The sequence below is a fragment of the Clostridioides sp. ZZV15-6598 genome, from assembly GCF_020657705.1.
GTDB classification, from domain to species: domain Bacteria; phylum Bacillota; class Clostridia; order Peptostreptococcales; family Peptostreptococcaceae; genus Clostridioides; species Clostridioides difficile_F.
The window spans coordinates 1-23,308 of the sequence record NZ_JAGWCS010000059.1 but is presented as its reverse complement, the minus strand read 5'-3'; the positions used below and the strand labels follow the sequence as shown (position 1 = coordinate 23,308).

The 23,308-nt window shown below is 27.2% G+C and carries 16 protein-coding genes and 1 pseudogene; 16 read left to right on the top strand and 1 reads right to left on the bottom strand.

The window, feature by feature from the left end; genetic code table 11:
- Nucleotides 1-32: 32 nt before the first annotated feature.
- The 16 genes and pseudogenes from KGF50_RS12360 to KGF50_RS12285 all read left to right on the top strand — a co-directional run.
- A pseudogene (locus KGF50_RS12360) lies at nt 33-338 on the top strand (MarR family winged helix-turn-helix transcriptional regulator); the annotation flags it as partial.
- 30 nt (nt 339-368) lie between these two features.
- Nucleotides 369-2,186 carry an ATP-dependent zinc metalloprotease FtsH gene (ftsH, locus tag KGF50_RS12355; protein WP_227848324.1) on the top strand — a complete coding sequence of 606 codons (1,818 nt, stop codon included), beginning with the start codon at nt 369-371 and terminating at the stop codon, nt 2,184-2,186.
- A 298-nt stretch (nt 2,187-2,484) separates the two neighbouring features.
- On the top strand, nt 2,485-5,187 hold the full coding sequence (locus KGF50_RS12350; protein ID WP_227848323.1) for a sensor histidine kinase: 2,703 nt from the start codon (nt 2,485-2,487) through the stop codon (nt 5,185-5,187).
- Nucleotides 5,188-5,221: 34 nt separating this feature from the next.
- Nucleotides 5,222-5,920 (top strand): response regulator, encoded by a 699-nt coding sequence (locus KGF50_RS12345; RefSeq protein ID WP_227829936.1) that lies wholly within the window; start codon nt 5,222-5,224, stop codon nt 5,918-5,920.
- 313 nt (nt 5,921-6,233) lie between these two features.
- The gene (locus tag KGF50_RS12340) at nt 6,234-7,190 is read left to right on the top strand and encodes a CorA family divalent cation transporter (RefSeq protein WP_227848322.1); all 957 of its coding nucleotides are present in this window, start codon (nt 6,234-6,236) and stop codon (nt 7,188-7,190) included.
- Between the two features lie 468 nt (nt 7,191-7,658).
- A complete protein-coding gene (gene aroF / locus KGF50_RS12335; RefSeq protein WP_227848321.1) occupies nt 7,659-8,672 on the top strand; it encodes a 3-deoxy-7-phosphoheptulonate synthase in 1,014 nt (337 codons plus the stop codon).
- A gap of 21 nt (nt 8,673-8,693) precedes the next feature.
- Complete coding sequence (gene aroB / locus KGF50_RS12330; RefSeq protein ID WP_227848320.1) at nt 8,694-9,758, top strand: 3-dehydroquinate synthase; 1,065 nt, start codon at nt 8,694-8,696, stop codon at nt 9,756-9,758.
- Nucleotides 9,758-11,071, top strand: coding sequence for a 3-phosphoshikimate 1-carboxyvinyltransferase (aroA, locus tag KGF50_RS12325; RefSeq protein ID WP_227848319.1), 1,314 nt, complete (start codon nt 9,758-9,760; stop codon nt 11,069-11,071). Before aroB ends, aroA begins: the two co-directional genes overlap by 1 nt.
- Nucleotides 11,049-12,128, top strand: coding sequence for a chorismate synthase (aroC, locus tag KGF50_RS12320; RefSeq protein ID WP_227848318.1), 1,080 nt, complete (start codon nt 11,049-11,051; stop codon nt 12,126-12,128). The genes aroA and aroC overlap by 23 nt, the downstream gene beginning before the upstream one ends.
- Nucleotides 12,129-12,130: 2 nt before the next feature.
- Nucleotides 12,131-13,327, top strand: a complete 1,197-nt coding sequence (gene pheA / locus KGF50_RS12315) for a prephenate dehydratase (protein ID WP_227848317.1) — start codon at nt 12,131-12,133, stop codon at nt 13,325-13,327.
- A gap of 46 nt (nt 13,328-13,373) precedes the next feature.
- Nucleotides 13,374-14,183 carry a shikimate dehydrogenase gene (aroE, locus tag KGF50_RS12310; protein ID WP_227848316.1) on the top strand — a complete coding sequence of 270 codons (810 nt, stop codon included), beginning with the start codon at nt 13,374-13,376 and terminating at the stop codon, nt 14,181-14,183.
- 11 nt (nt 14,184-14,194) lie between these two features.
- On the top strand, nt 14,195-14,734 hold the full coding sequence (locus KGF50_RS12305) for a shikimate kinase (protein WP_227848315.1): 540 nt from the start codon (nt 14,195-14,197) through the stop codon (nt 14,732-14,734).
- 16 nt (nt 14,735-14,750) lie between these two features.
- Entirely contained in the window at nt 14,751-15,590 is an 840-nt protein-coding gene (locus tag KGF50_RS12300; protein ID WP_227848314.1) for a prephenate dehydrogenase, read from the top strand.
- A gap of 276 nt (nt 15,591-15,866) precedes the next feature.
- Nucleotides 15,867-18,044 (top strand): EAL domain-containing protein, encoded by a 2,178-nt coding sequence (locus KGF50_RS12295; protein ID WP_227848313.1) that lies wholly within the window; start codon nt 15,867-15,869, stop codon nt 18,042-18,044.
- A gap of 33 nt (nt 18,045-18,077) precedes the next feature.
- On the top strand, nt 18,078-21,533 hold the full coding sequence (locus KGF50_RS12290; protein ID WP_227848312.1) for a diguanylate cyclase domain-containing protein: 3,456 nt from the start codon (nt 18,078-18,080) through the stop codon (nt 21,531-21,533).
- A gap of 181 nt (nt 21,534-21,714) precedes the next feature.
- Nucleotides 21,715-22,287, top strand: coding sequence for a YdcF family protein (locus KGF50_RS12285; protein WP_227848311.1), 573 nt, complete (start codon nt 21,715-21,717; stop codon nt 22,285-22,287).
- A gap of 79 nt (nt 22,288-22,366) precedes the next feature.
- Here KGF50_RS12285 and KGF50_RS12280 read toward each other — a convergent pair whose 3' ends face one another.
- A complete protein-coding gene (locus KGF50_RS12280) occupies nt 22,367-22,768 on the bottom strand; it encodes a pyridoxamine 5'-phosphate oxidase family protein (RefSeq protein WP_227848310.1) in 402 nt (133 codons plus the stop codon).
- Nucleotides 22,769-23,308: the final 540 nt, after the last annotated feature.

Below are 23,308 nucleotides of genomic sequence, written 5' to 3'. Positions count from 1 at the left end.
AGTGTGTATAAGAGACAGTATCAGAACTATGTGAACATGGAGAGAAAAAAATAAGTGATTTAGGTAAAAATTTGAATATGACAAATAGCAATGTATCAGTAATATGCCAAAGACTCGAAAAAAATGGATTTTTAAATCGTATAAGAGATAAAGAAGACCAACGAATTGTAAAAGTCAAAGTTACAGAAAAATCACTGGATATACAAGAAAATATTTCAAGTAGTATTTTTGATGACTATTTTGAAAATATGACTAGTGAAAAATTGCAAGATATGGAAGATATAATAGAAGGCTTAAAAAAATTAAATAAGCTTTTAACTCATATTGATTGCAAATAACATAAAATTAATTTAAAGGAGAACAAAATTATGGATGAACACAAACCACAAAAGAGGTCAATACTCTATTATTATACAATAATAATAATAGTAGTAATGTTTTTAAATGCTTTAATATTTCCAAGTCTAATGGATAAAAAAATGGTTGAGATTGATTATGGAAAATTTCTTACAATGTTAGATACAGGAAAGGTTAAATCTGTTGAGATAGAAAGTAATAAAATTGCAATAAGCCCATCTAGTAGTAAGGATAAAAATATATACATAACTGGTAAAATGGATGACCCAGAACTAGTTGATAGATTAAAAGATGCAAAAGTAGAATTTACTAAGATTATTCCCAAGGAAAATTCACCTCTTTTAAGTATTTTACTTACATGGATAGTACCTATAGGTATTCTTATGCTATTTGGTAATTTAATGATGAAATCAATGCAAAAACGAATGGGTGGTAATAGCATGCAATTTGGAAAGAGCAATGCCAAAATGTATGTATCTGCCCAAAGTGGAAAAAGATTTAATGATGTAGCTGGTCAAGATGAGGCAAAAGAAGCTCTAAGTGAGATAGTAGATTTCTTACACAATCCAGAAAAATATAAAAAAATAGGAGCACAAATGCCAAAAGGTGCACTTTTAGTAGGACCTCCAGGAACAGGAAAAACATTACTTGCAAAAGCTGTAGCAGGTGAAGCAGATGTACCATTTTTCTCAATATCTGGTTCTGAATTTGTTGAGATGTTTGTAGGTATGGGAGCATCTAGAATACGTGATTTATTTAAACAAGCTAAAGAAAAAGCTCCATGTATAGTGTTTATAGATGAAATTGATACTATAGGTAAAAAGCGTGATAATGGAAGTGGACTAGGCGGAAATGATGAGCGTGAACAAACCTTAAATCAGTTATTAAGCGAGATGGATGGATTTGATGGTGGAATAGGAGTAGTAATACTGGCTGCAACGAATAGACCTGATAGTCTTGATAAAGCATTACTTCGTCCAGGACGATTTGATAGACGTATACCAGTTGAACTTCCAGACCTTGGAGGACGTGAAGCTATATTAAAGGTACATGCTAAAAATGTAAATGTAGACTCAAATATAGATTATAATGCAATCGCTAGGTCTACATCAGGTGCATCTGGAGCAGAACTTGCAAATATTGTAAATGAAGCAGCACTTTTAGCAGTTAAATCTGGCAGAGATGTAGTAGAGCAACAAGATTTTGAGGAATCTGTTGAGACAGTAATTGCAGGATATCAACGTAAAGGAGCTGTGATTTCGGATAAAGAAAAGAAAATCATAGCTTATCATGAAATAGGTCATGCACTTGTTGCTGCAATGCAGAAACATTCTGCACCTGTCCATAAGATTACAATAATACCTAGGACTTCAGGTGCACTTGGTTATACTATGCAGGTTGCAGAAGATGAAAGTGTACTTATGTCCAAAGAAGAAGCAATAGATAAAATAACTACTTTCACAGGTGGTCGTGCTGCTGAAGAAGTTATTTTTAATACTTGTACATCAGGTGCATCAAATGATATAGAGCAAGCTACTAAGATTGCAAGAGCTATGGTCACTCGTCTTGGTATGAGTGAGGAATTTGATATGGTTGCTCTTGAAACAGTAAGTAACCAGTACCTAGGAGGAGACTCTTCTCTTGCTTGTTCTTCAGATACTGCAGCTAAAATTGATGAAGAAGTATTTAGAATAGTAAAGACTTGTCATAAAAATGCAATTGAGATTTTAGAGAATAATATTGATAAGTTACATGAGCTTGCTGAATATTTATTAGAAAAAGAGACAATTACAGGTGATGAGTTCATGGAAATATTGAATTTAAAGTAAATATGTTGAAATAAAGATTGTAGTAATGACTTTATTTAAATATGTATTTGCATACTTAAAACTGTTAATGTATTTTCAATAAAACATAAATAAGTATCTATATAAATCAAAATAAGAGAATTGAAAAAAATAACTGTATAAAAAATAAAAATGCCTAAATAATAGGCATTTTTATTTTATAATTAAACTACATACTTGTATCTTTACATAATCTTAATCATTAAAAATACATCTTAACTACATTTTTATACTAGAATTGATATTATAATAGTAATGAAATGTACAAGGAGGTTGTTTGATGGACAGACCAAATCCTGATATTCTATTAAAAAAAATAAAGAATGAAGAAAAAAAACTAAATAGAGGTCAGTTAAAAATATTTTTTGGATATGCAGCAGGTGTAGGTAAAACTTATTCTATGTTGGAGTCTGCACAAAATTTAAAAAAAGTAGGGGCTGATGTAGTAGTTGGATATATTGAACCACACACTAGACCAGAAACATTAGCACTACTTGATGGATTAGAGACTCTTCCCGTAAAAGAAATAGAATATAAATCTATAAAATTAAAAGAGTTTGACTTAGATGCAGCATTAGCAAGAAAGCCAGACGTTATATTAGTTGATGAGTTTGCTCATTCTAATGTCACTGGGTTAAGGCACACTAAAAGATGGCAGGATATAGAGGAATTATTACTAGCGGGTATAAATGTATATACTACTGTAAATGTACAACATCTAGAAAGTTTAAATGATATCGTGGAGATAATTACAAATGTATCAGTCAAAGAAACTATACCAGATAAATTTTTAGATACAAGTACACAATTAGAGCTTATAGATGTTGAACCTGATGTACTTCTTGAAAGATTTAATGAAGGTAAAATATATAAAAAGGAACAGGCAATTAGAGCAAAAGATAATTTTTTTATAAAAGACAATCTAGTTGCACTTAGAGAAATTGCACTTAGAAAAACAGCTGAAAGAGTAAATAAAGAAGTTCAAATGACTAGATTATCAAAGGGTGATGTAACAGTAATACCTACATCAGATACACTTCTTGCATGTATAAGCCCATCTCCATCCTCAGCAAAGGTTATTAGAACTGCGTCTAGGATAGCAGATAGTACATTTGCTAAGTGGATAGCTTTATATGTTGAAACTCCAAATACAGCAAAACTACCTTTTGAGGAGCAAAAACAATTACAAAATAATTTAAAACTAGCTAAGAAGCTAGGTGGTGAGATAATTGTTTTACATGGTGAAAATGTAATAGAACAGATACTTAGAATTGCCAAGATAAGAAACGTAACAAAAATTGTAATAGGTAGAAATCATTCAAATACTAAAAAATTGAGTAAAAAACTGAAAAAAGATATAGTTGACAAATTAATAGATGAAGTTGATTATATAGATATACATATAATCCCTTATAAATTTGCTTCAGAAATTAAATATAGACCTAAAAAGGATAACTCATCAATAAAATCAAAATTTAAAATTAGTAAAATTGATTTTATAAAACTTATAATTATTACTTTAGTGATAAGCACTCTAGCATATATAGTACAGAGTATGGGATTTATAAGAGAAAATATATTATTAATATATATGTTAGGTGTAGTTTTGGTTTCTATGTGGACTAAAGGATATAGTACAGGTATAATAAGTTCTGTATTTAATATAGTACTGTTAAATTATTTTTTTACAGCACCTTTATATACACTGTCAATAGCTGATTCAAATTATATAGTAACATTAGTTGTATTCTCAATAGTTGGTATAATAACTAGTACTCTTACATCTAAGATACAACATGAGGCAGATACAGCTGCTAAAAGAGAAGAAAATACAAAAATGATATATCAAATAATTAAGGGATTTTTAAGATTGTCTAACAAAGACGATATAGTGAATAAGGGTATAGAACTTTTATGTCTTAGTCTAAGTAGAGATATAGTTTGCTATTTAAATATGGATAAGGATAAGAAATCAAAGTTCTATAAAAAAAATACTGCGAATAAGGATAAAAATGATTTAGATATAGAAGATGAAAAGGCTGTTGCAAGTTGGGTTTTGTCTAATTCAACAGTAGCAGGTAGTGATACAGATACACTTCCTGGTTCAAAAGGATATTATATACCAATTATAGGTATGAATTTAACTTTGGGAGTTATTGGGATATCATGTGTTGATTCAAAATTAGATACAGAAGATATAAGTTTAATTGAAACAATAACTGCTCAAATGGCAATAGCTCTTGATAGAGAAATTCTATCAGAAGCAAAAGAAAATACTAATCTTGAGATAGAAAGAGAGAGACTTAGAAGTAATCTTTTAAGAGCAGTTTCACATGACCTCAGAACACCATTAGCAGGAATATCTGGAGCAGTTAGTACAATTATAAAAAATAAGGATACTATAGGTCAGGATATAATAGACGAATTACTTGGTGGTGTATATGAAGATACTCAGTGGTTAATAAGACTTGTTGAAAATTTACTTAGCATGACTAAGATAGATGAAGGAAAGTTAGAAGTTAAAAAACACTCTGAACTTGTTGAGGAAATTATATCAGAGGCATTACAAAATATTAAAAAAAGAATTGAAAATGCAATTATAGATATTAATATACCAGAGCAAATATTATTTGTTCCTATGGATGCCAAATTAATAGAACAGGTTTTAATTAATCTAATAGATAACGCCTTAAAATATTCGAAAGAAGATTGTAAGATAAATATAACTGTATATGAAAAAGAAGATTATGTTTGGTTTGAAGTGTCTGACAATGGTCCTGGAATATCAAAAGAATTGAAGGAGCATATATTTGATAGATTCTTTACTGGAGAAGAAGGGACTAAGGATTCTAGAAAAGGTGTTGGGCTTGGATTATCAATTTGTAAATCTATAATTCAAGCTCATAAAGGTGAAATTTTAGTAGTAAATAATAAAGATAAAGGTTCAACTTTTAAATTTAGTTTGCCTAAAGAAAATGAATAGTATGAAATTTTGAAATATAGTTTTGGAGGAAGAAATGAGTAAAAAACTTATATTGTTAGTAGAGGATGATAAAACAATAAGAAAATTTATATCTACTGCACTTGCAACACAAGATTATGATGTTAAAGAGGCTATAACTGGTAAAGAAGGAATATCAATTGCCGTCTCATATTCTCCAGATGTTGTTCTCTTGGATTTAGGATTAGAAGATATGGATGGAATAGAGGTAATAAAAGCTATTAGGCAGTTTTCAAATATACCAATAATTGTAGTTTCAGCTAGAGAACAAGACAGAGAAAAGGTAGAAGTGTTTGATGCAGGTGCAGATGATTACTTAACAAAACCATTTTCTATAGTAGAATTATTAGCCAGAGTCAGAGTAGCATTTAGACACTCACAAGTAGAATTACAGCAAAAAGAAGAGATTAGGTCTACGTTTGAAGTAGATGAATTATTTATTGATTTTGATAAAAGAAAAGTTATTGTTGATAATAACGAAGTACATTTGACACCAATTGAATATAATATTCTTTCATTACTTGCAAAACATCATGGAAAAGTACTTACTCATAATTTTATAATAAAAGAAATATGGGGTAGTATTATAGGAAATGAAACTAAGTCCTTAAGGGTTTTTATGGCAACATTGAGACGAAAAATAGAGAAGCAACCTGCTGATCCTAGGTATATAATTACAGAAGTTGGTGTTGGATATAGACTAAATGATGAATAGGTAAAATGGATGCTACAATTCTATAATTTAGATTAAGTTAAAATGAAGTGTGTATGCTATTATTAATTTAAGCATATGCATTTCATTTTTTAGTACTTTTTTAGCATTGATAATATTAAACACACTTTAAAATAAAAGTATGGTATAATTTGTAAGAAAAGTTTAAGTTAAAAAATAAAAGATTTAATATTTATTTTCTAATAAATTTAATATAAATAAATATTAAATAATAATTACTGAAATAGTGAAAAATAATTACAGTAATAAATATATATAATTTTAAAAATGTAAATTGAAGTTTAGGAGTAGATTTATGTATATACTGAATTTAAATACAAGAGAGATTGTGGAAGATTTTAGTGCAAAATTTTATATGCCAGAAAATTCATATCTTATATTAAGTGCTCCAAAAAATTTGAAATTACTCAAGGAAACTTTGGATATAGATGAAATAACATTTAATGATTGTCTTAAATTTGATGAAATAACAAAGCTTGATTTATTTGATAATTATGATTTTTTGAGCCTAAATACCTTTGAATTGAGAAATGGAGAAGCTGTTATAGAAGAAGTAAATATGTATCTATCAGATAATTTTATATTAGTTGTTGTAAATGAAGAACATTTTCTATTTGAATTTATAAAGAATCTTATTTTAAAAAACTCTCAACTTGAAAAAAATCCTGTCATCAACCTTTTTAAGATAAACTATTTGATTTTTAGAGAAGTTATAAAAAATGGTTTCGAATCTTTAGAAAAAGTTGAAGAATTAATTCTTGAAATAGAAGATGAGATGATGGACAATATTCATAAAAATCATGTTTCTAGAATAAGTGATGTAAGAGGATTGACTAGGACTATAGTTAAAAATACCAGACCACTTTTATATATTGGAGATAGAATAGTTAAAGAAAATATACGATATTTAAAGTATTCCAATGTAAAAAAATATAATCTTGAAAATTTTCAAGGAATAGATTTTGGTATTGATAAATTATATAATTTTGCATTATCAACACGTGAGCTGGCAGATAAACTACTAGATATTTATTCTTCTAGAGTGGGTGAAAAAACGAATCACTTAATTACAAAATTGACCTTACTTACGGCTATCTCTGCACCACTTACAATTATAACTGGAATATATGGAATGAATTTTAGGTATATGCCAGAACTAAATTGGCTTTATGGATATCCAGCAACACTACTTTTGATGTTAGGCATAGTTTTTGTTGGAATTATAATATTTAAAATAAAAAAGTTATTGTAAAAATAAGATGATTTTTAAATGACTTTAGAAAAATGTATTAAAAGAAAAAGAGCATTAAGAAAATAAAAAAATATTTTAAATTAAAAATATTTATAGAAAATATTGACAATTATATTTTCTTTGTTATAATTATTAAACAAGAAGAGTAATAAATTATAAAAATGGAGGATAATACTATGAAAGGGATTTTAAAAGAACTAGTGGCAAAACTTTATAGCTTTTTTTATTTTATGTTCTGGGGCTTTTATTTTAGCGCTGGCTATTTCTTTTACAAAAATACATGTAATTCCTTTCTGGTGAGGCCTTGATTTTAATAACCTTGGGCATAAGTCAATTTTATAAAAATGATTATTTTATATGGTCATGTAAGATTTGATGCTTAATAGATTATTTTAGAGAACTCATTAATGAGTTCTCTTTTTTATTTTAAACTCAAATATAAAATTATAACATTAGGGGGTAGTAAAAATGATAGTAGTATTAAAAGTAGGAGCAGATAAGAGAGAAGTTAAGAAATTAATAGAAGCTATTTGTAGGGAAGGTGTAGAAGTGAATCCTATAGACGGAGCAGAATTAACTGTTTTGGGGTTAGTTGGGGATACTAGCAAGATAGATGCTAAAAGAATAGAAGCAAACAAGGTAGTTGAAAAAGTTATGCATGTAGTAGAACCTTTTAAAAAAGCAAATAGAAAATTTCATCCAGAACCTTCAATTATAAATGTCGATGGTATGGAAATTGGGTCAAAAAAACTTACTATGATAGCTGGTCCTTGTTCTGTTGAAACAGAGGAACAAATAGTTTCTATAGCTGAAGATGTAAAAAAATCAGGAGCAGGATTTTTAAGAGGAGGAGCATTCAAGCCAAGAACATCTCCATACGCTTTCCAAGGATTAAGATATGATGGATTGGATTTATTAAGAAAAGCAAAAGAAAAAACAGGTCTTCCTATAGTTACAGAAATAATGTCAACACAAGATATAGATGTATTTGAAGAAAATGTAGATGTAATTCAAGTTGGAGCAAGAAACATGCAAAACTTCGATTTATTAAAAGAATTAGGAAAAACAAACAAAACAATACTTTTAAAAAGAGGATTATCTGCTACAATTGAAGAGTGGTTAATGTCAGCTGAATATATAATGGCTGGAGGAAATGAAAATGTAGTTCTTTGTGAAAGAGGTATAAGAACTTTTGAAACATACACTAGGAATACTTTGGATTTAAGTGCAATCTTAGCTGTAAAAAAACTTAGCCATTTACCAGTCATAGTTGACCCAAGTCATGCAGCAGGAAAATCATGGATGGTTGACTCTCTATCTAAAGCAGCAATTGCAGTTGGAGCAGATGGTTTAATAATAGAAGTTCATAATGACCCAGTTCATGCACTTTGTGATGGTAAACAATCAATTAAACCAGATGAGTATGATGGATTAATAAATGAACTAAAAACTATCGCATCAGCAGTTGGAAGAGAAATATAATCTATAAAAGGATGGTTAAACGTGGAAGAAAAATTATTAGTTAATCTAAAAGAGAATAGTTACAATATATTTATAAAAAAAAGTATATTAAAAAATATAGGTAAAGAAATTAAAAAAGTATATTCTGGAAATAAGATTTTTATTGTTACAGATGAAAATATAGCAAAATTATATTTAGATGAAGTTAAAAATAATTTAATTGAATTTGGATTTGAAACTAAATCTATAATATTAGAAGCTGGTGAAGAGACAAAGTCATTTAATACTCTACCTAAAATATATGAAAGTTTACTTGATTTTAAGTTAACTAGAAAAGATTTGATTATTACCTTAGGAGGAGGGGTAATTGGAGATTTAGGAGGGTTTACAGCAGCAACTTTTTTAAGAGGTGTAAATTTTATTCAAATCCCAACATCTCTATTAGCTCAAGTAGACAGTTCTGTAGGTGGCAAAGTTGGAGTTGACCTTGAAAGAGGAAAAAACTTAGTAGGGAGTTTTTATCAGCCTAAAGCAGTATTTATTGACCCAGATGTATTATCATCTCTTCCGGAAAAATTTTATAGAGATGGAATGGCAGAGGTTATAAAGTATGGGTGTATAAAAGATAAAACTTTTTTTAATAAGCTTGCAAACTTAAAAAATAGGGAAGAAGTGATGCAACATATAGAATACATTATACACAAATGTTGCCTTATCAAAAAAACTGTAGTTGAAACTGATGAGAAAGATTTAGGAGATAGGATGCTTTTAAATTTTGGGCATACACTAGGTCATGCTATTGAGAAACACTATAATTTCACAGGTTATACTCATGGAGAAGCTGTTGGTGTAGGCATGTATAAGATAACTTTAGAGAGTGAAAAAAGAGGGATTACAAAACAAGGTACATCAGAGCTTATAAAATCAATTTTAATAAATTATGATTTACCTTATGAAGTTGAATTAGGAGATAATAAATCTATAATAGATACTATATCTCTCGATAAAAAAAATCTAGGTGATACACTAAAAATAATACTTTTAAAGGATATTGGAGAAAGTATTATATATGATACTACTTCTAAATTTTTTCAGGAGGTAAAATGATGGGAAGCTTAAAAATATATCCAAGCAAATTATCAGGCGATGTAAAAATTCCTCCATCAAAAAGTATGGCACATAGAGCAGTTATTTGTGCAGCTTTAAGTGATGGAAAAAGTAGAATTTCTAATATAGATTTTTCTGATGATATCATAGCTACTATAAGAGCAATGATATCTTTAGGAGCAACTATAGAAAAAAAAGAAGATATTTTAGAAATTACAGGAATCTACTCTAAAGAAGCAATCTTAAATAAAGAGAATCAATTGAATCAACCTAAATTGACTATAGATTGTAATGAGTCAGGTTCTACTTTAAGATTTCTGGTACCAATATCTTTAGCCTTTGATGGAGTAAAAAGATTTATAGGAAGAGGTAACCTTGGAAAAAGACCACTTAATACTTATTATGAGATATTTGATAGACAAGACATAGAATACAGCTACAAAGAAAATAAACTGGATTTAATTGTATCAGGAAAACTTAAACCAGATGAATTTAGGGTAAAAGGAAATATAAGTTCTCAATTTATAACAGGATTATTATTTATATTGCCTACATTAGATAGTGATTCAAAGATAATAATTACCACTGAACTAGAATCTAAAGGATATTTAGATTTAACTATTTCAACTATGCAAGATTTTGGAGTAGAAATTGTAAATAATAATTATAAAGAATTTATCATAAAAGGGAATCAAACTTATAAAGCTAGAGATTATAAAGTTGAAGGAGATTATTCTCAAGGTGCATTTTATTTATCAGCAGATGCTATTGGAGAAGATGTTAACATACTTGACCTTAAAGAAAATTCTCTTCAAGGAGATAGTGAAGTTATTGAGATTTTATCAAGGATGGGTATGGAAATTTTAAGAGAAGACGACAAAATCAAAGGGATAGCGAATTGTTTAAATGGTACTTTGATAGATGCATCTCAGTGTCCAGATATAATACCAGTTTTATCTGTGGTAGCAGCTTTGAGTATCGGGAAGACAACAATAATCAATGCTGGAAGACTTAGAATTAAGGAATGTGATAGACTTCATGCAGTAAATGTTGAGTTAAGTAAGCTTGGGGCAAATATAGAAGAAAAAGAGGATAGTTTGATAATTGAAGGAGTAAGCAAATTAAATGGAGGCGTAGAGGTATGGAGTCACAAAGACCATAGGATTGCAATGACACTTGCAATTGCTTCTTGTAGATGTGATAAACCAATCATATTGAAAGATTTTGAGTGTGTATCAAAGTCTTATCCACATTTTTTTAAAGACTTTGAGATGTTAGGAGGAAGAATTGATGAGTGGAATATGGGGAAATAATTTGAAAATATCCATCTTTGGGGAATCTCATGGAAATGCTATAGGTATAAATATAGATGGTCTTCCTGCTGGTATTGAGTTAGACATTGATAAGATTGACAAAGAAATGAAGAGAAGAGCACCAGGAAAAAGTTCTATATCAACTTCAAGAAATGAAAGTGATATACCAGAAATTTTAAGTGGATATTTTGATGGAAAAACTACAGGAACTCCATTATGTGCAATTATAAGAAATAGTGATACTCGTTCAAAAGATTATGGAGAAGTTAAAAACTTGATGAGACCAGGTCATGCAGACTATACAGGCCATATAAAATATTCTGGGTTTAATGACTATAGAGGAGGAGGACATTTTTCAGGAAGAATAACTGCTCCATTAGTATTTTGTGGTGCTATATGTAAACAAATTTTATCAAAAGAAGGTATAGAGATAGGTGCTCACATTAAAAAAATCAAGAATATAGAGGATAAGGGGTTTAATTATGTAGACATTTCAAGACAAGAATTATTAAATTTACAAAATTTAGAATTACCTCTACTTGATTTATCAAAGGAAGAAGCTATAAAAAATACGATTCTAGATGCAAAAAATCAGGGAGATTCAGTTGGAGGTATAATTGAATGTGCAGTGGTAGGTATCGATGTAGGTGTTGGAAATCCGTTTTTTGATTCTGTTGAATCTACTCTATCACATTTACTATTTTCTGTTCCAGCTATAAAAGGTATAGAATTTGGATTAGGATTTGATATTACAGATATGTATGGTTCTCAAAGTAATGATGAAATGTACTATGATGGAGATACCGTAAAAAGTAAAACTAATAATAATGGGGGGATTGTTGGAGGAATTACAACTGGAATGCCAATAATTTTTAAAGTAGCAATTAAGCCAACTCCATCAATTAGTAAACAACAGAACACTGTTAATATAAAAGATAAAAAAAATGATGTTTTAGCTATTAAAGGTAGACATGACCCTTGTATAGTTCAAAGAGCAATACCTGTAATAGAAGCAGTAACAGCTATTGGAATTTTTGATTTGATGAAAGGACGATAATAATGGAGGATTTAACGAGATATAGAAATAAAATTGATGATATAGATAAGGAACTTGTCCAATTATTTGAAAAAAGAATGAATATAGTTCTCGAAATTGCTAGGCATAAAATGAAAAATAATACTACTATACTTCAAAAAGATAGAGAAGAAAAAGTATTGAGTAAAGCAGTAGATAATCTAGAAGATAAAAGATATTCACAAGAGACTGTACAATTTTTTAATTCAGTAATGGAAGTTAGTAGGAATTTGCAAAAAAGATTAATAGATAATGATTTAGAGGAAAAAAATGAAAATAGTTCAAATTCATCAAATGAAAAATTTGATTTGTTAAATATATATAAATATAAATCCTTAAAAAGAGAGCTTGATAAAAAAAATCTCCTAGTAGGATTTCCTGGTATATCAGGTTCATTCACAGAAGAAGCACTAACAAAATTTTTTGATACCAAAATCACAAAAAAACAATTTAAAGAATTTGAAGATGTCTTTATAGCACTTCAAAATAAAGACATCAATTACGGAATAATACCCATAGAAAATTCATCTACAGGAGCAATTTCTGAGACTTATGACCTTTTAGGAAAATATGGATTTTATATAGTTGGGGAAGAATGTATAAAAATAAATCAAAATTTAATTGGGATAAAGGGTACAAAACTTGAAGATATTAGAGAAATATATTCACACCCACAAGGAATAGGTCAAAGTAGTGAATTTTTAAAACAAAATAGTCAATGGAAATTGATACCTTTTAATAACACAGCAACTAGTGCTGAACTTGTTAAGAGACTTAAGGATAAAACAAAGGCAGCAATTGCCAGTAAAAAAGCCGCAAAAATTTATGGATTAGAAATAATAAGTCCATGTATAAATGATATGACAGACAATTATACTAGATTCGTGGTAATTAGTAATGAGATACACATTGAAGAAGAGTCAAACAAGATGAGTATCGTATTTTCTGTTGAGCATGAAGCTGGAAAACTTTATAAAATACTTGGATACTTTGCTGAAAACAATATAAATATGACAAAAATAGAATCAAGACCAATGAAAAATGCTTCTTGGAGATATTTCTTTTATATAGATTTCGAATGTTCTATATATGATTCAAAAGTATGTAGTTTGTTAGAAATGATAGAACGTAATACAGCATACTTTAAATTTATTGGAATATATAGAAATAAAATTGAATAGATAAATATAATTTTTTATTTAAACAGAATGATTAGGAGGTGTAAAGATGAATTTTTTTGGTCTAATAGGTGAAAAGCTATCCCATAGTGTTTCACCTCAAATTCATAAGAGGTTATTTGAAATATTGAATATTGAAGGTGCTTATAAGAACTTTGAGATTTCAAAAGAAAATATATCAATGTTGGATGATGCTATAAAATTATTGGGAATCAAAGGTGTAAATGTTACTGTCCCATATAAAGAAAGAGTCATGGAGTTTTTAGATTTTATATCTCCAGAAGCAAAGCGTATAGGGGCAGTTAACACAATTTTTCTTAAAGAGAATAAATTATATGGCTATAATACAGATTATTTTGGACTTGATATTATGTTCAAAATAGCTAATATTGATATTCAAGGAAAAACAGCTGTTATATTAGGTACTGGCGGTGCATCTAAAGCAACCATTACATACCTTCTTGATTCTGGAATAGATAAAGTTTATGTTTCAACTAGAAAAAAAGATAATAAAAAGTTATCAAATAATTCAGCTATATTAATAGATTATGAAGAGCTTAAGAATATAAAAGGAGATATAATATTAAATGCAACTCCAGTAGGAATGTACCCTAATGTAGGATTATCACCTGTCCCAAAATCTATTATACAAAATTTTGATATATTAGTAGATTTGATTTACAATCCTAAAAAAACTTATTTTTTAGAAATTGGTCAAAGTCTAGATAAAAAAACGTGTGATGGATTATATATGTTGGTTGGGCAAGCAATAAAGTCTCAAGAAATATGGCAAAATATTAAAATAGATAGCAGTGTTTTAAATATTATATATGAAGAAATAAAATTAAACTTTTTATAGGGGGATTGATTATGAAAAAAAAATTAAAAGAAAAAGTAATATTAATAGGTATGCCAGGTAGTGGAAAAACTACAATTGGAAAACTTTTAGCACAGGAATATAATTGTAGTTTTTGTGATATGGATGATTATATAAATGAAATATCTCAAAAAAGTATAGCAGAACTATTTCTGGAAGGAGAACATGTTTTTAGAAATTATGAAACTCAAGCATGTAGAGAAATTTCTACTAGTGACAAAACAGTAATTTCTACTGGTGGTGGTGTAATAAAAAAAGATATTAATATAGAAATACTCAAAGAAGTAGGAATAATACTTTTTATTAATAGACCTATAGAAAAAATTTTAGAAGATATAAATATTAATTCAAGACCCCTATTACAAGATGGAAAAGAGAGATTATACAATCTTTATAATGAAAGGATAAATCTTTATAAAAATGCTGCGGATATAGAAATTTTAAATGATAAATCATTAAATGATGCTGTATATAATATCAAAAATGCAATTAATAAAAATTTCAAATTTGAATTTAATGAAAAAATAATCTAGGAGGGAAATAAGCATAATGAATATTGTTGTTGTAGGATTAGGAGTTATAGGAGGTTCTTTTGCTAAGGCATTAAAAAAAGCTGGATATGAAGATGTGTTTGGAGTAGATATAGATTCTGAAACTCTTAAAAAAGCAGAAGAGTTAAAAATCATCAAAAAAGGATGTACTACAGGGAAAGAATTTTTCAAACAAGCTGATTTGATTATATTATCTATATATCCTAGGTTAATTGTAAATTTTTTAGAAAATAATAAAGCATTTTTTAAAAAAGGAACTATAATTACTGATACCACAGGAATAAAAGAAGTTCTTATAAATGATGTCTTGAAAATTATTCCAGATGATGTGGATTTTATATTTGGTCATCCAATGGCAGGTAGAGAAAAAAAGGGAATTGATTTTGCTAGTGATGAGGTATTTAAAGAAGCAAATTATATAATTACTCCAACTGGAAGAAACAATATAAAAAACTTAGAGTTTGTTGAGGATTTAATTTTAGAAATAGGTTTTAAAAGAGTAAAGAAATTGACTGCACAAAAACATGATGAAATGATAGCTTTTACATCTCAGTTACCTCATGTAATGGCAGTTGCTCTTATAAATAGTGACGAAGAAGGCAGAGAAACAGGTAAATTTATTGGAGATAGTTATAGGGATTTAACTCGTATTGCAAATATGAATGAAGACTTATGGAGTGAGCTTTTTTTAGGAAACAGAGATAATTTATTAAAATCTATAGAAAATTTTGAAATGGAAGTAAATTTAATAAAAGAGGCTATCTTTAATAATGATAAAAATAAGCTGGTTGAATATTTTAAAACATCTTCAGTAAGAAGAGAACATTTAGAAAAATAGACTCTCATTTAATTATATATAAATTTAAAATTACGTGTAAGTGGGTATAAATATAAACAATAGCATATTTAATCATATTAGTCTTCTTGTTACTAATGCAATTAAATATGCTATTGCTGTATTTGTACCCTTAATTTTATTATCCTAATAAATAATACTTATTTAATGTGTTCTTTATTAACAATTTATAAAACTCAATTGTAAAAAAGAGTTTTTAATAGTAAAATAAAGTGAATCAACTAAATATAACTGATGGAGAGGGTGAGGTGTAGCTACTTGAAATATAGTAGGCAAATATTAAAAAGTATATTAATAGCATTTATGGTACTATTCTTTTTTAGTATATTTGCATTTTTTTATATAAGTAATATGGATAATGTATTAGAATCTGAAACAAAAAATTACTTATTAGAAATTAGTGAAGAGAGTAAGATTGCAATCAATAGTAAGTTGAAAAGTAATTTAAATGAATTAGAAAGTATTTCTAAGTTTTTAGAAATAGAAGATAATTTTAATTTAGAAAAAACTTTGAAAATCTTGGAATCATATAATAAAAATAGCAACTATAATAACATTGGTATGATTTTACCTAATGGCAAAGGTTATGCTAAAGGTATTTTTGGAACAGATTTTTCAGATAGAGATTATTTTAAGTTAGCCATTAAAGGTACAGCTAATATATCAAAGCCTCTAATAGACAAAAATACTGGCGAATTGACTAAAACATATGCAGTTCCATTATACAATAATGGTAAAATCGTTGCTGTTATTGCAGCCGATTATGATGTTGAGTTTGTATCTGAATTTTTGTCTATTTCAACCTTTAATGGTGAAAGTTTTTCACTTATATGTGATAGTAATGGTGAAATAATTATACCATCTTATCACAAAAATTCAAATTCAAATATTACAAATCTTTCACAAGTTAATTTTAAAAAAACATTTACTTTTAAAAATATGAAAATATCAGATAAAGGAGTAGTAGAGGCTAAAGAATCAGGAAAAGAAATTTATATGGCATATACTTCTTTAGGAATAAATGACTGGTTTATAATATCAATCGTTCCAAAGATAGTTGTATCTAAAAAGCTAAACAATTTAATGATGATTACAATTATTGGATGGATTATACTTTCATTTTTGTTTTTAGGTGTTATACTGTACATATTATATTCAAAAGCAAAGAGTCAAAAGACTATAGAAAAAATAGCATATACAGATCTTGTAACTGGTTATTCAAATTGGCGAAAATTTGAGTCAGATGCTATAAATTTACTAAAGAAGGCTCCACAAAATGATAGACATGCAATGGTAATATTTGATATTGATAAATTCAAAGCAATTAATGATATATATGGCCATAAAAAAGGCAACTCAATTTTAAAAGATATTGCGGACACATTAAATAATATAATTCATAATGATGAAACATTTGCTCGTGTTAGTTCTGATAATTTTAATATGTTATTAAAATATGATACAAAGGAAGATATAATAAATACTATTAAAAAAATCATTATTAGTAATAACTTTGTAAATTTGTCTTTTGGAATCTGTGAAATTAAGGATAAGAACTTATCTATAAGTGCATATAGTGATAGAGCTTCACTTGCAAAATTATCAATAAAAAATAATAGAGATATAAATTTTGCTTTTTTTAATGATGAGTTAAGGGACAAGCTATTACTTGAAGATAAAATAGAGAAAGAGATGGAATATGCACTTGAAAATAATCAATTTGTAATGTATTTACAACCAAAATACAATATTAAATCAAATAAATTTTGTGGAAGTGAAGCATTGGTTAGATGGCAATACACAGAAAAAGAATTCATATATCCAAGTGATTTTATTCCTATATTTGAAAAGAATGGGTTTATTACAAAAATTGATATGTACATATTAGAACAAGCTTGTAAAGAAATTAGAACTTTATTTGATAAAGGTATTTCACCTTTACCTATATCTGTAAATTTTTCAAGAGTTGATTTTTTAAAAAAAGATTTTATTACAAAAATAGTTAATATATGTGATAAATATGAAATACCATACAGTTTAATAGAAATTGAAATTACTGAATCTAGTATGTTTGGTGATACAGATACTCTATTTGAGGTAAGTAGAAGACTGCAAGATATTGGCTTTATACTTTCAATGGATGATTTTGGGTCAGGATATTCCTCTGTAAATATGCTAAAAAATATACCTTTAAATGTAATCAAATTAGATAGAGGATTTTTTATTGATGATAAGAATATTGATAAAAGTCAAATTGTTATAAAAAGCATAGTTTCACTTATTAAGCAATTGGGAATAAGAGTCGTTGCTGAAGGAATTGAAACAAAAAGTCAGGTAGAAATGCTAAGGGAAGCAAATTGTGATATTATTCAGGGTTATTATTTTTCAAAACCATTACCAGTTAAAGAATTTGAAAAATTAGTCTATAAAATATAGGTCAATGAATTTTAATTTGGAGGTGGTAAATAAGTGATAAGAGCAAAATCGTTAAAAAGCGTAATGAGTATTATATTAATATTTTTATTCACAATAATTTCTTTTTCTGATTTTGCATTTAAAACTAATGTTCAAGAAGAAGAAAACAATAAAGTTAATTTAAAAGAAATATCTTTACAAAGTTCTAATGCTATAAAAATAAAACTAGACAGTTCATTATCATTTGTTAAGAGTATAGCGAATATGGTTTCATATTTTGATACTATAGATAATCCTGAGATAATCCCATTATTAGCTAAAATATCAAAAGAATCTGATTTCCAAAGAATATCGATTGCTTCTCCTAATGGAATAAGTCATACTAGTGATGGAAAAGTTGTTGATATATCAAATTATCAATATTTTAAGAAAGCCATTAATGGAGATAGTAACATATCTGAAGTAGTAAAATCTCCTATTGATGGAAAAGATACTTTTGTTATAGCTACACCTGTACATAAAAATAATAAAGTGATTGGTGTTTTATATGGTTCATACTATAATGATAAGTTAGCTGAATTTATTGACATAACAAGTTTCAATAGTGAAGGATATATAGATATATTTGAATCTAGTGGACAATTTGTTTTGAAGTCTTCACATACAAATGCTATAGTTGGGTCAAGTAGTAATATATATGATATATTCAAGGAAGCTTCTTTTGATACTGGCTATAGTTATAAAAAAGTATATGAAGATACAAAACATAAAAAGAGTGGATTTATATCATATAAACATAAAGGCAAGGAACGCTATGCCACTTATACACCAATAGGTGTAAATGACTGGTATGTTCTTTCAGTAATACCACAATATACTGTAAGAAAAAATATTGATAAAATAAATAAATTAGCCTTTTCCCTAATTTGTGATGTATCTTTATTATTTATTATACTTATAATATATATCTTTTATAAAAATAATAAATCGCAAAAACATATCCTAAAAGCTAATAAAGAGATATCTTCTATTACAAACAGTGTTCCTGGAGGAGTTCAAAAATGTACTGTTGATGAAAAATATGAGTTTGAGTTTTTAAGTGATGGATTTGTTGACTTATTTGGTTATACAAGAGAAGAAATAAAAACACTATTTAATAACAGTTTTTATGAAATCATACATAAAGAAGATGTTGAAAGAGTAAAAAAAGAAATATCTGAACAACTTTACAAAAACAAAGCTATTGAATTAGAATATAGAGTTATAACAAAAAATGGTGATGTAGTATGGATAGCTGATAAGGGTGAACTTATAGTGGAACCTGATGGTAAAAAATATCTTTGTTGTGTTACAGTAGATATTACTAAAACAAAACAATTAGAAAAAGAAATGGAACAAAAGAACTTAGAACTTGAAATGGTGTCAGAAAATATTTTAGGTGGAATACTTATAACAGAATTTGATGAGGATTTTACTATACAATATGCTAACTCTGGTTATCTATCAATGATTGGGTATACACGTAAACAATTAGAGGAGGCACTTCAATATAAATCATATAATCTTGTTTTTTGTGAGGATAGAAAAAAGATTCTTGAAGATATAAGGCATCAGTTAATTATTGGAAATATAGCTGTAGGTGAACATAGAGTAAAAAAATGTGATGGTAATATTATATGGGTTTCTCTCAAGGGAAGACTTATTACTGATAGTGATGGCAATAAAAAAGGAATTTGGATTTTGACTGACATAACTGATTTAAAAAATGCAGAACAAAAACTTAAAATTAATGAAGAAAGATTTAGAATTGCACTAAATCAAACATCAAATATTATATTTGAATACGATATAAATACAAAATCTCTTGTAAATACCAATAAAAACATGGGAAACTATAACATTGATAAAATAAATGAAAATGTTCCTTATTCCTTGGTCGAAGCAGGAATTATTTATAAAGATTTTAGTGAAGATTTTATAAAAATGTATGAGAAGATAATAAATGGCGAAAAAACTGCAAGTTGTGTTGTTAAAATAAAAGTTCCAGATGAAGGCTACATATGGAACAAAATTACATTGACTACTATTTTTGATGAAGATGGTAAACCTATAAGAGCTATTGGGATACAAGAAGATATAAGTGAACAAAAAGAAGCAGAAATAAGATATAATCAAGCAGATAAATATCATTCTGCTATATTATCAGAAGCAATAATAACCTATGAAATAAATGTATCAAAGGATATTTTTATAATGGGAAATGAAAATTGGTATCGACAATTTGGGATTAAACCAAGTAATGACTACTCTGAAATGGTAAAGTCTATATCAGAGACTGTTATTTATAAAGATGATAAAGAAGTATTTTTAAATACATTTTTATGTAAACATTTATTACAAGCCTATAAAAATAATATAAGTGAAATAAAGTTGGAATATAGAAGAATGAATCAAGATGATAAAATGATTTGGGTGCTTTGTACAATGCATTTAATAAAAGATTCTATTACGAATGATATAAAAGCACTTGCTTATATTAAAGATATCGACGAACAGAAAAATGAAGAAATTAAATTAAAATTAAAAGCTGAAAGAGATACTTTGACAGGATTATATAATAAAGGTACTACAGAAAATCTTATTAATGATTTTCTAAATTCAGAAGAATCAAATTCAGGAATTCATGCTTTTTTAATTATTGATATAGATAATTTTAAATCAATAAATGATAATTTAGGACATGTTTTTGGAGATAAAGTTCTGTATGAAGTTTCTAAACAACTAAAGCCTATATTTAGAAGAGATGATATAGTGGGGCGTATTGGTGGTGATGAATTTATAGTATTCTTAAAGAATATTCAATCTTTTGAAAATGCTAAAAGTAAAGCAGAAAAAATATGTAATATATTTAGAAATTCTTATACTGGAAATAAAAAAACGTATAAGATATCTGGTTCAGTTGGAATTTCATTCGTACCAGAACATGGAACTATATTTGAAGAGCTTTATCAAAAAGCAGACATGGCACTTTATTATGCAAAGAGTAAAGGAAAAGATAAATATGCACTTTATAGTGATTGCATATGTGAAAATAAACTCGAAACTAATATAAGCAATGATAGTGTGAAAGAAGAAAGTTTGAAAGCGGAAATTGAATATGAAGATTCGAATCTATCACTAAAAGAAGTTCTTGATTCTATTGATAATTATATATATATAGTAAATCCGAATACTTATGACCTTATTTTTGTTAATAATAAGGTCTTGAATTTAGATTTAGAAATAAAAATAGGAGATAAATGTTATAAGTCGTTATTAAAATCTAATATTCCTTGTAAGAACTGTCCGATTAATGGATTAAAAGAAAATAGAGATTCAAAATTTAAAACAGAGACAAATATATTTGGAGAAAATGTATCAATGGCAAGTTGGATTAATTGGATAGATGGAGAATATAACTGTCTTATAGAGTGCATAGATATTTCTTTATATAAAAATAAAAACAAATAAAAAGGATTATGGAAATATGATTAATTTAATATTGGGTTTAATATTTATAATTTACTATTTCTATCTTAAAATAGTTTTTGGAGGCATTTCATTTAGTGGGTTTTTCTTAGTTATAGGAACTCTATTAATTGTTTATCAAATCTTAAAAAAGAAAATTAAAGAAAAGAAGGTTTTTTATAAAGTGATAAAAATACTAATTAGTGTTTTCTTAATAGCATTCACAATTACTGAAAGCTTAATAATCTTTTATCCTAAAAATAGTTTTGAAACAAAAAGTGATTATCTTTTGATTTTAGGAGCTTCTGTAAAAAAGACTACACCAAGTACGACATTAAAGGGAAGATTAAACACTGCTTTAAAATATTTAAAAGTTAATAATGAATGTTATGTAGTAGTATCAGGTGGTAAAGGTAATGGAGAAAACATAACTGAGGCAAAAGCTATGAAGGATTATCTTGTTAAAAATGGTATAGATAACAATAGAATAATAGAAGAAGATAAATCTACAAATACTTATGAAAACTTTAAATATTCAAAGTTAAAGATAGAAGAGCATAGTAGAAAAAGAATAAAAGATATAGAAGTAAAAATTGTAACAACTGATTTTCATGTTCTTAGAAGTAAAATACTAGCATCTAGAAATGAATATAAAAATATTTCTTTTTACGCTAGTAAGTCAAAGCTTTCATTTGTTCCTACATATTATACAAGAGAATTTTTTGCAATATGGAAAACAATTGTTTTTGATAGGTGAAGGTGATAGATGACAAATAAAAATACTAGATATAAATCATGAATTTATATCTAGTATTTTTTATGTAAAAATCCAATAATTATAAAGTTATCTTTTCGAATTGCCCTGTCATTAAGTCAGCAAGTTCAGCATCAATATCTTCTAAATAAATTAGACCCAATGACATCCCTGTTTCTTCATTGTACATTTTTTTTAATGAAGGTAAGATTTCAAATGCTTTTTTAAGCGCATCTTTATTTTCATCAAAAACTGCTTTCCCTTTAATTCTAATCCATTTTCCTTCCTTATTTGCTGTAGAAATTTCAACATTAGGATTTGAAAGTAATTGTTTATAAGAAGCTTTGTGTTTTCCAATTCCAAAATATAATCTTCCTTCGTAATCCATTACGAATCCAAATGGTCTGACTCTTGGTTTATTATCTTCAACTGTAGCAAAGTAGAAGGTTGGATTTTCTTTTAAAAAATTCATTATTTTTTCCATGACTAAATCCCCTTTATATTTTATATTAATATTATGAATATAAAATAAATATTCATAATATTAATATAAATCACTATGAAAATAATTTCAAGTTTATATTGACTATTTAAAAATATAAATGAAGTTTTCAAAATTCAAATAAGTTTACATAATATAAATATAGTTAACTTTTCGGGTGCAATTATAGCTTAAGCATTCAATTACGCATTTAAATGGATTTTAAGAAGAATTATATGAAATAGGTATAAAACATCGCGTGATTTTATAGGGTGTATTTATAACCTAAAATACAAAGAGGTAAATTTTAGATGAATTTTATAAAAAAATGAAATTTATGAATTTAATTAAAAAAATAAAAGTAAAGTTTGCTAAAATAAAAAATAGAAATGCAAATATTTTCAATGGAAATTTATGCGATAGAACTAGTCTTTAATTTAAAAAAATTTGAATGAAAGTAAAATTCGATGAACTCTTTATGACAGAAATATGGTATAGCTAAAACAAAAAAGTTTATAAAATGTAAATAATGCAATGTAAAAC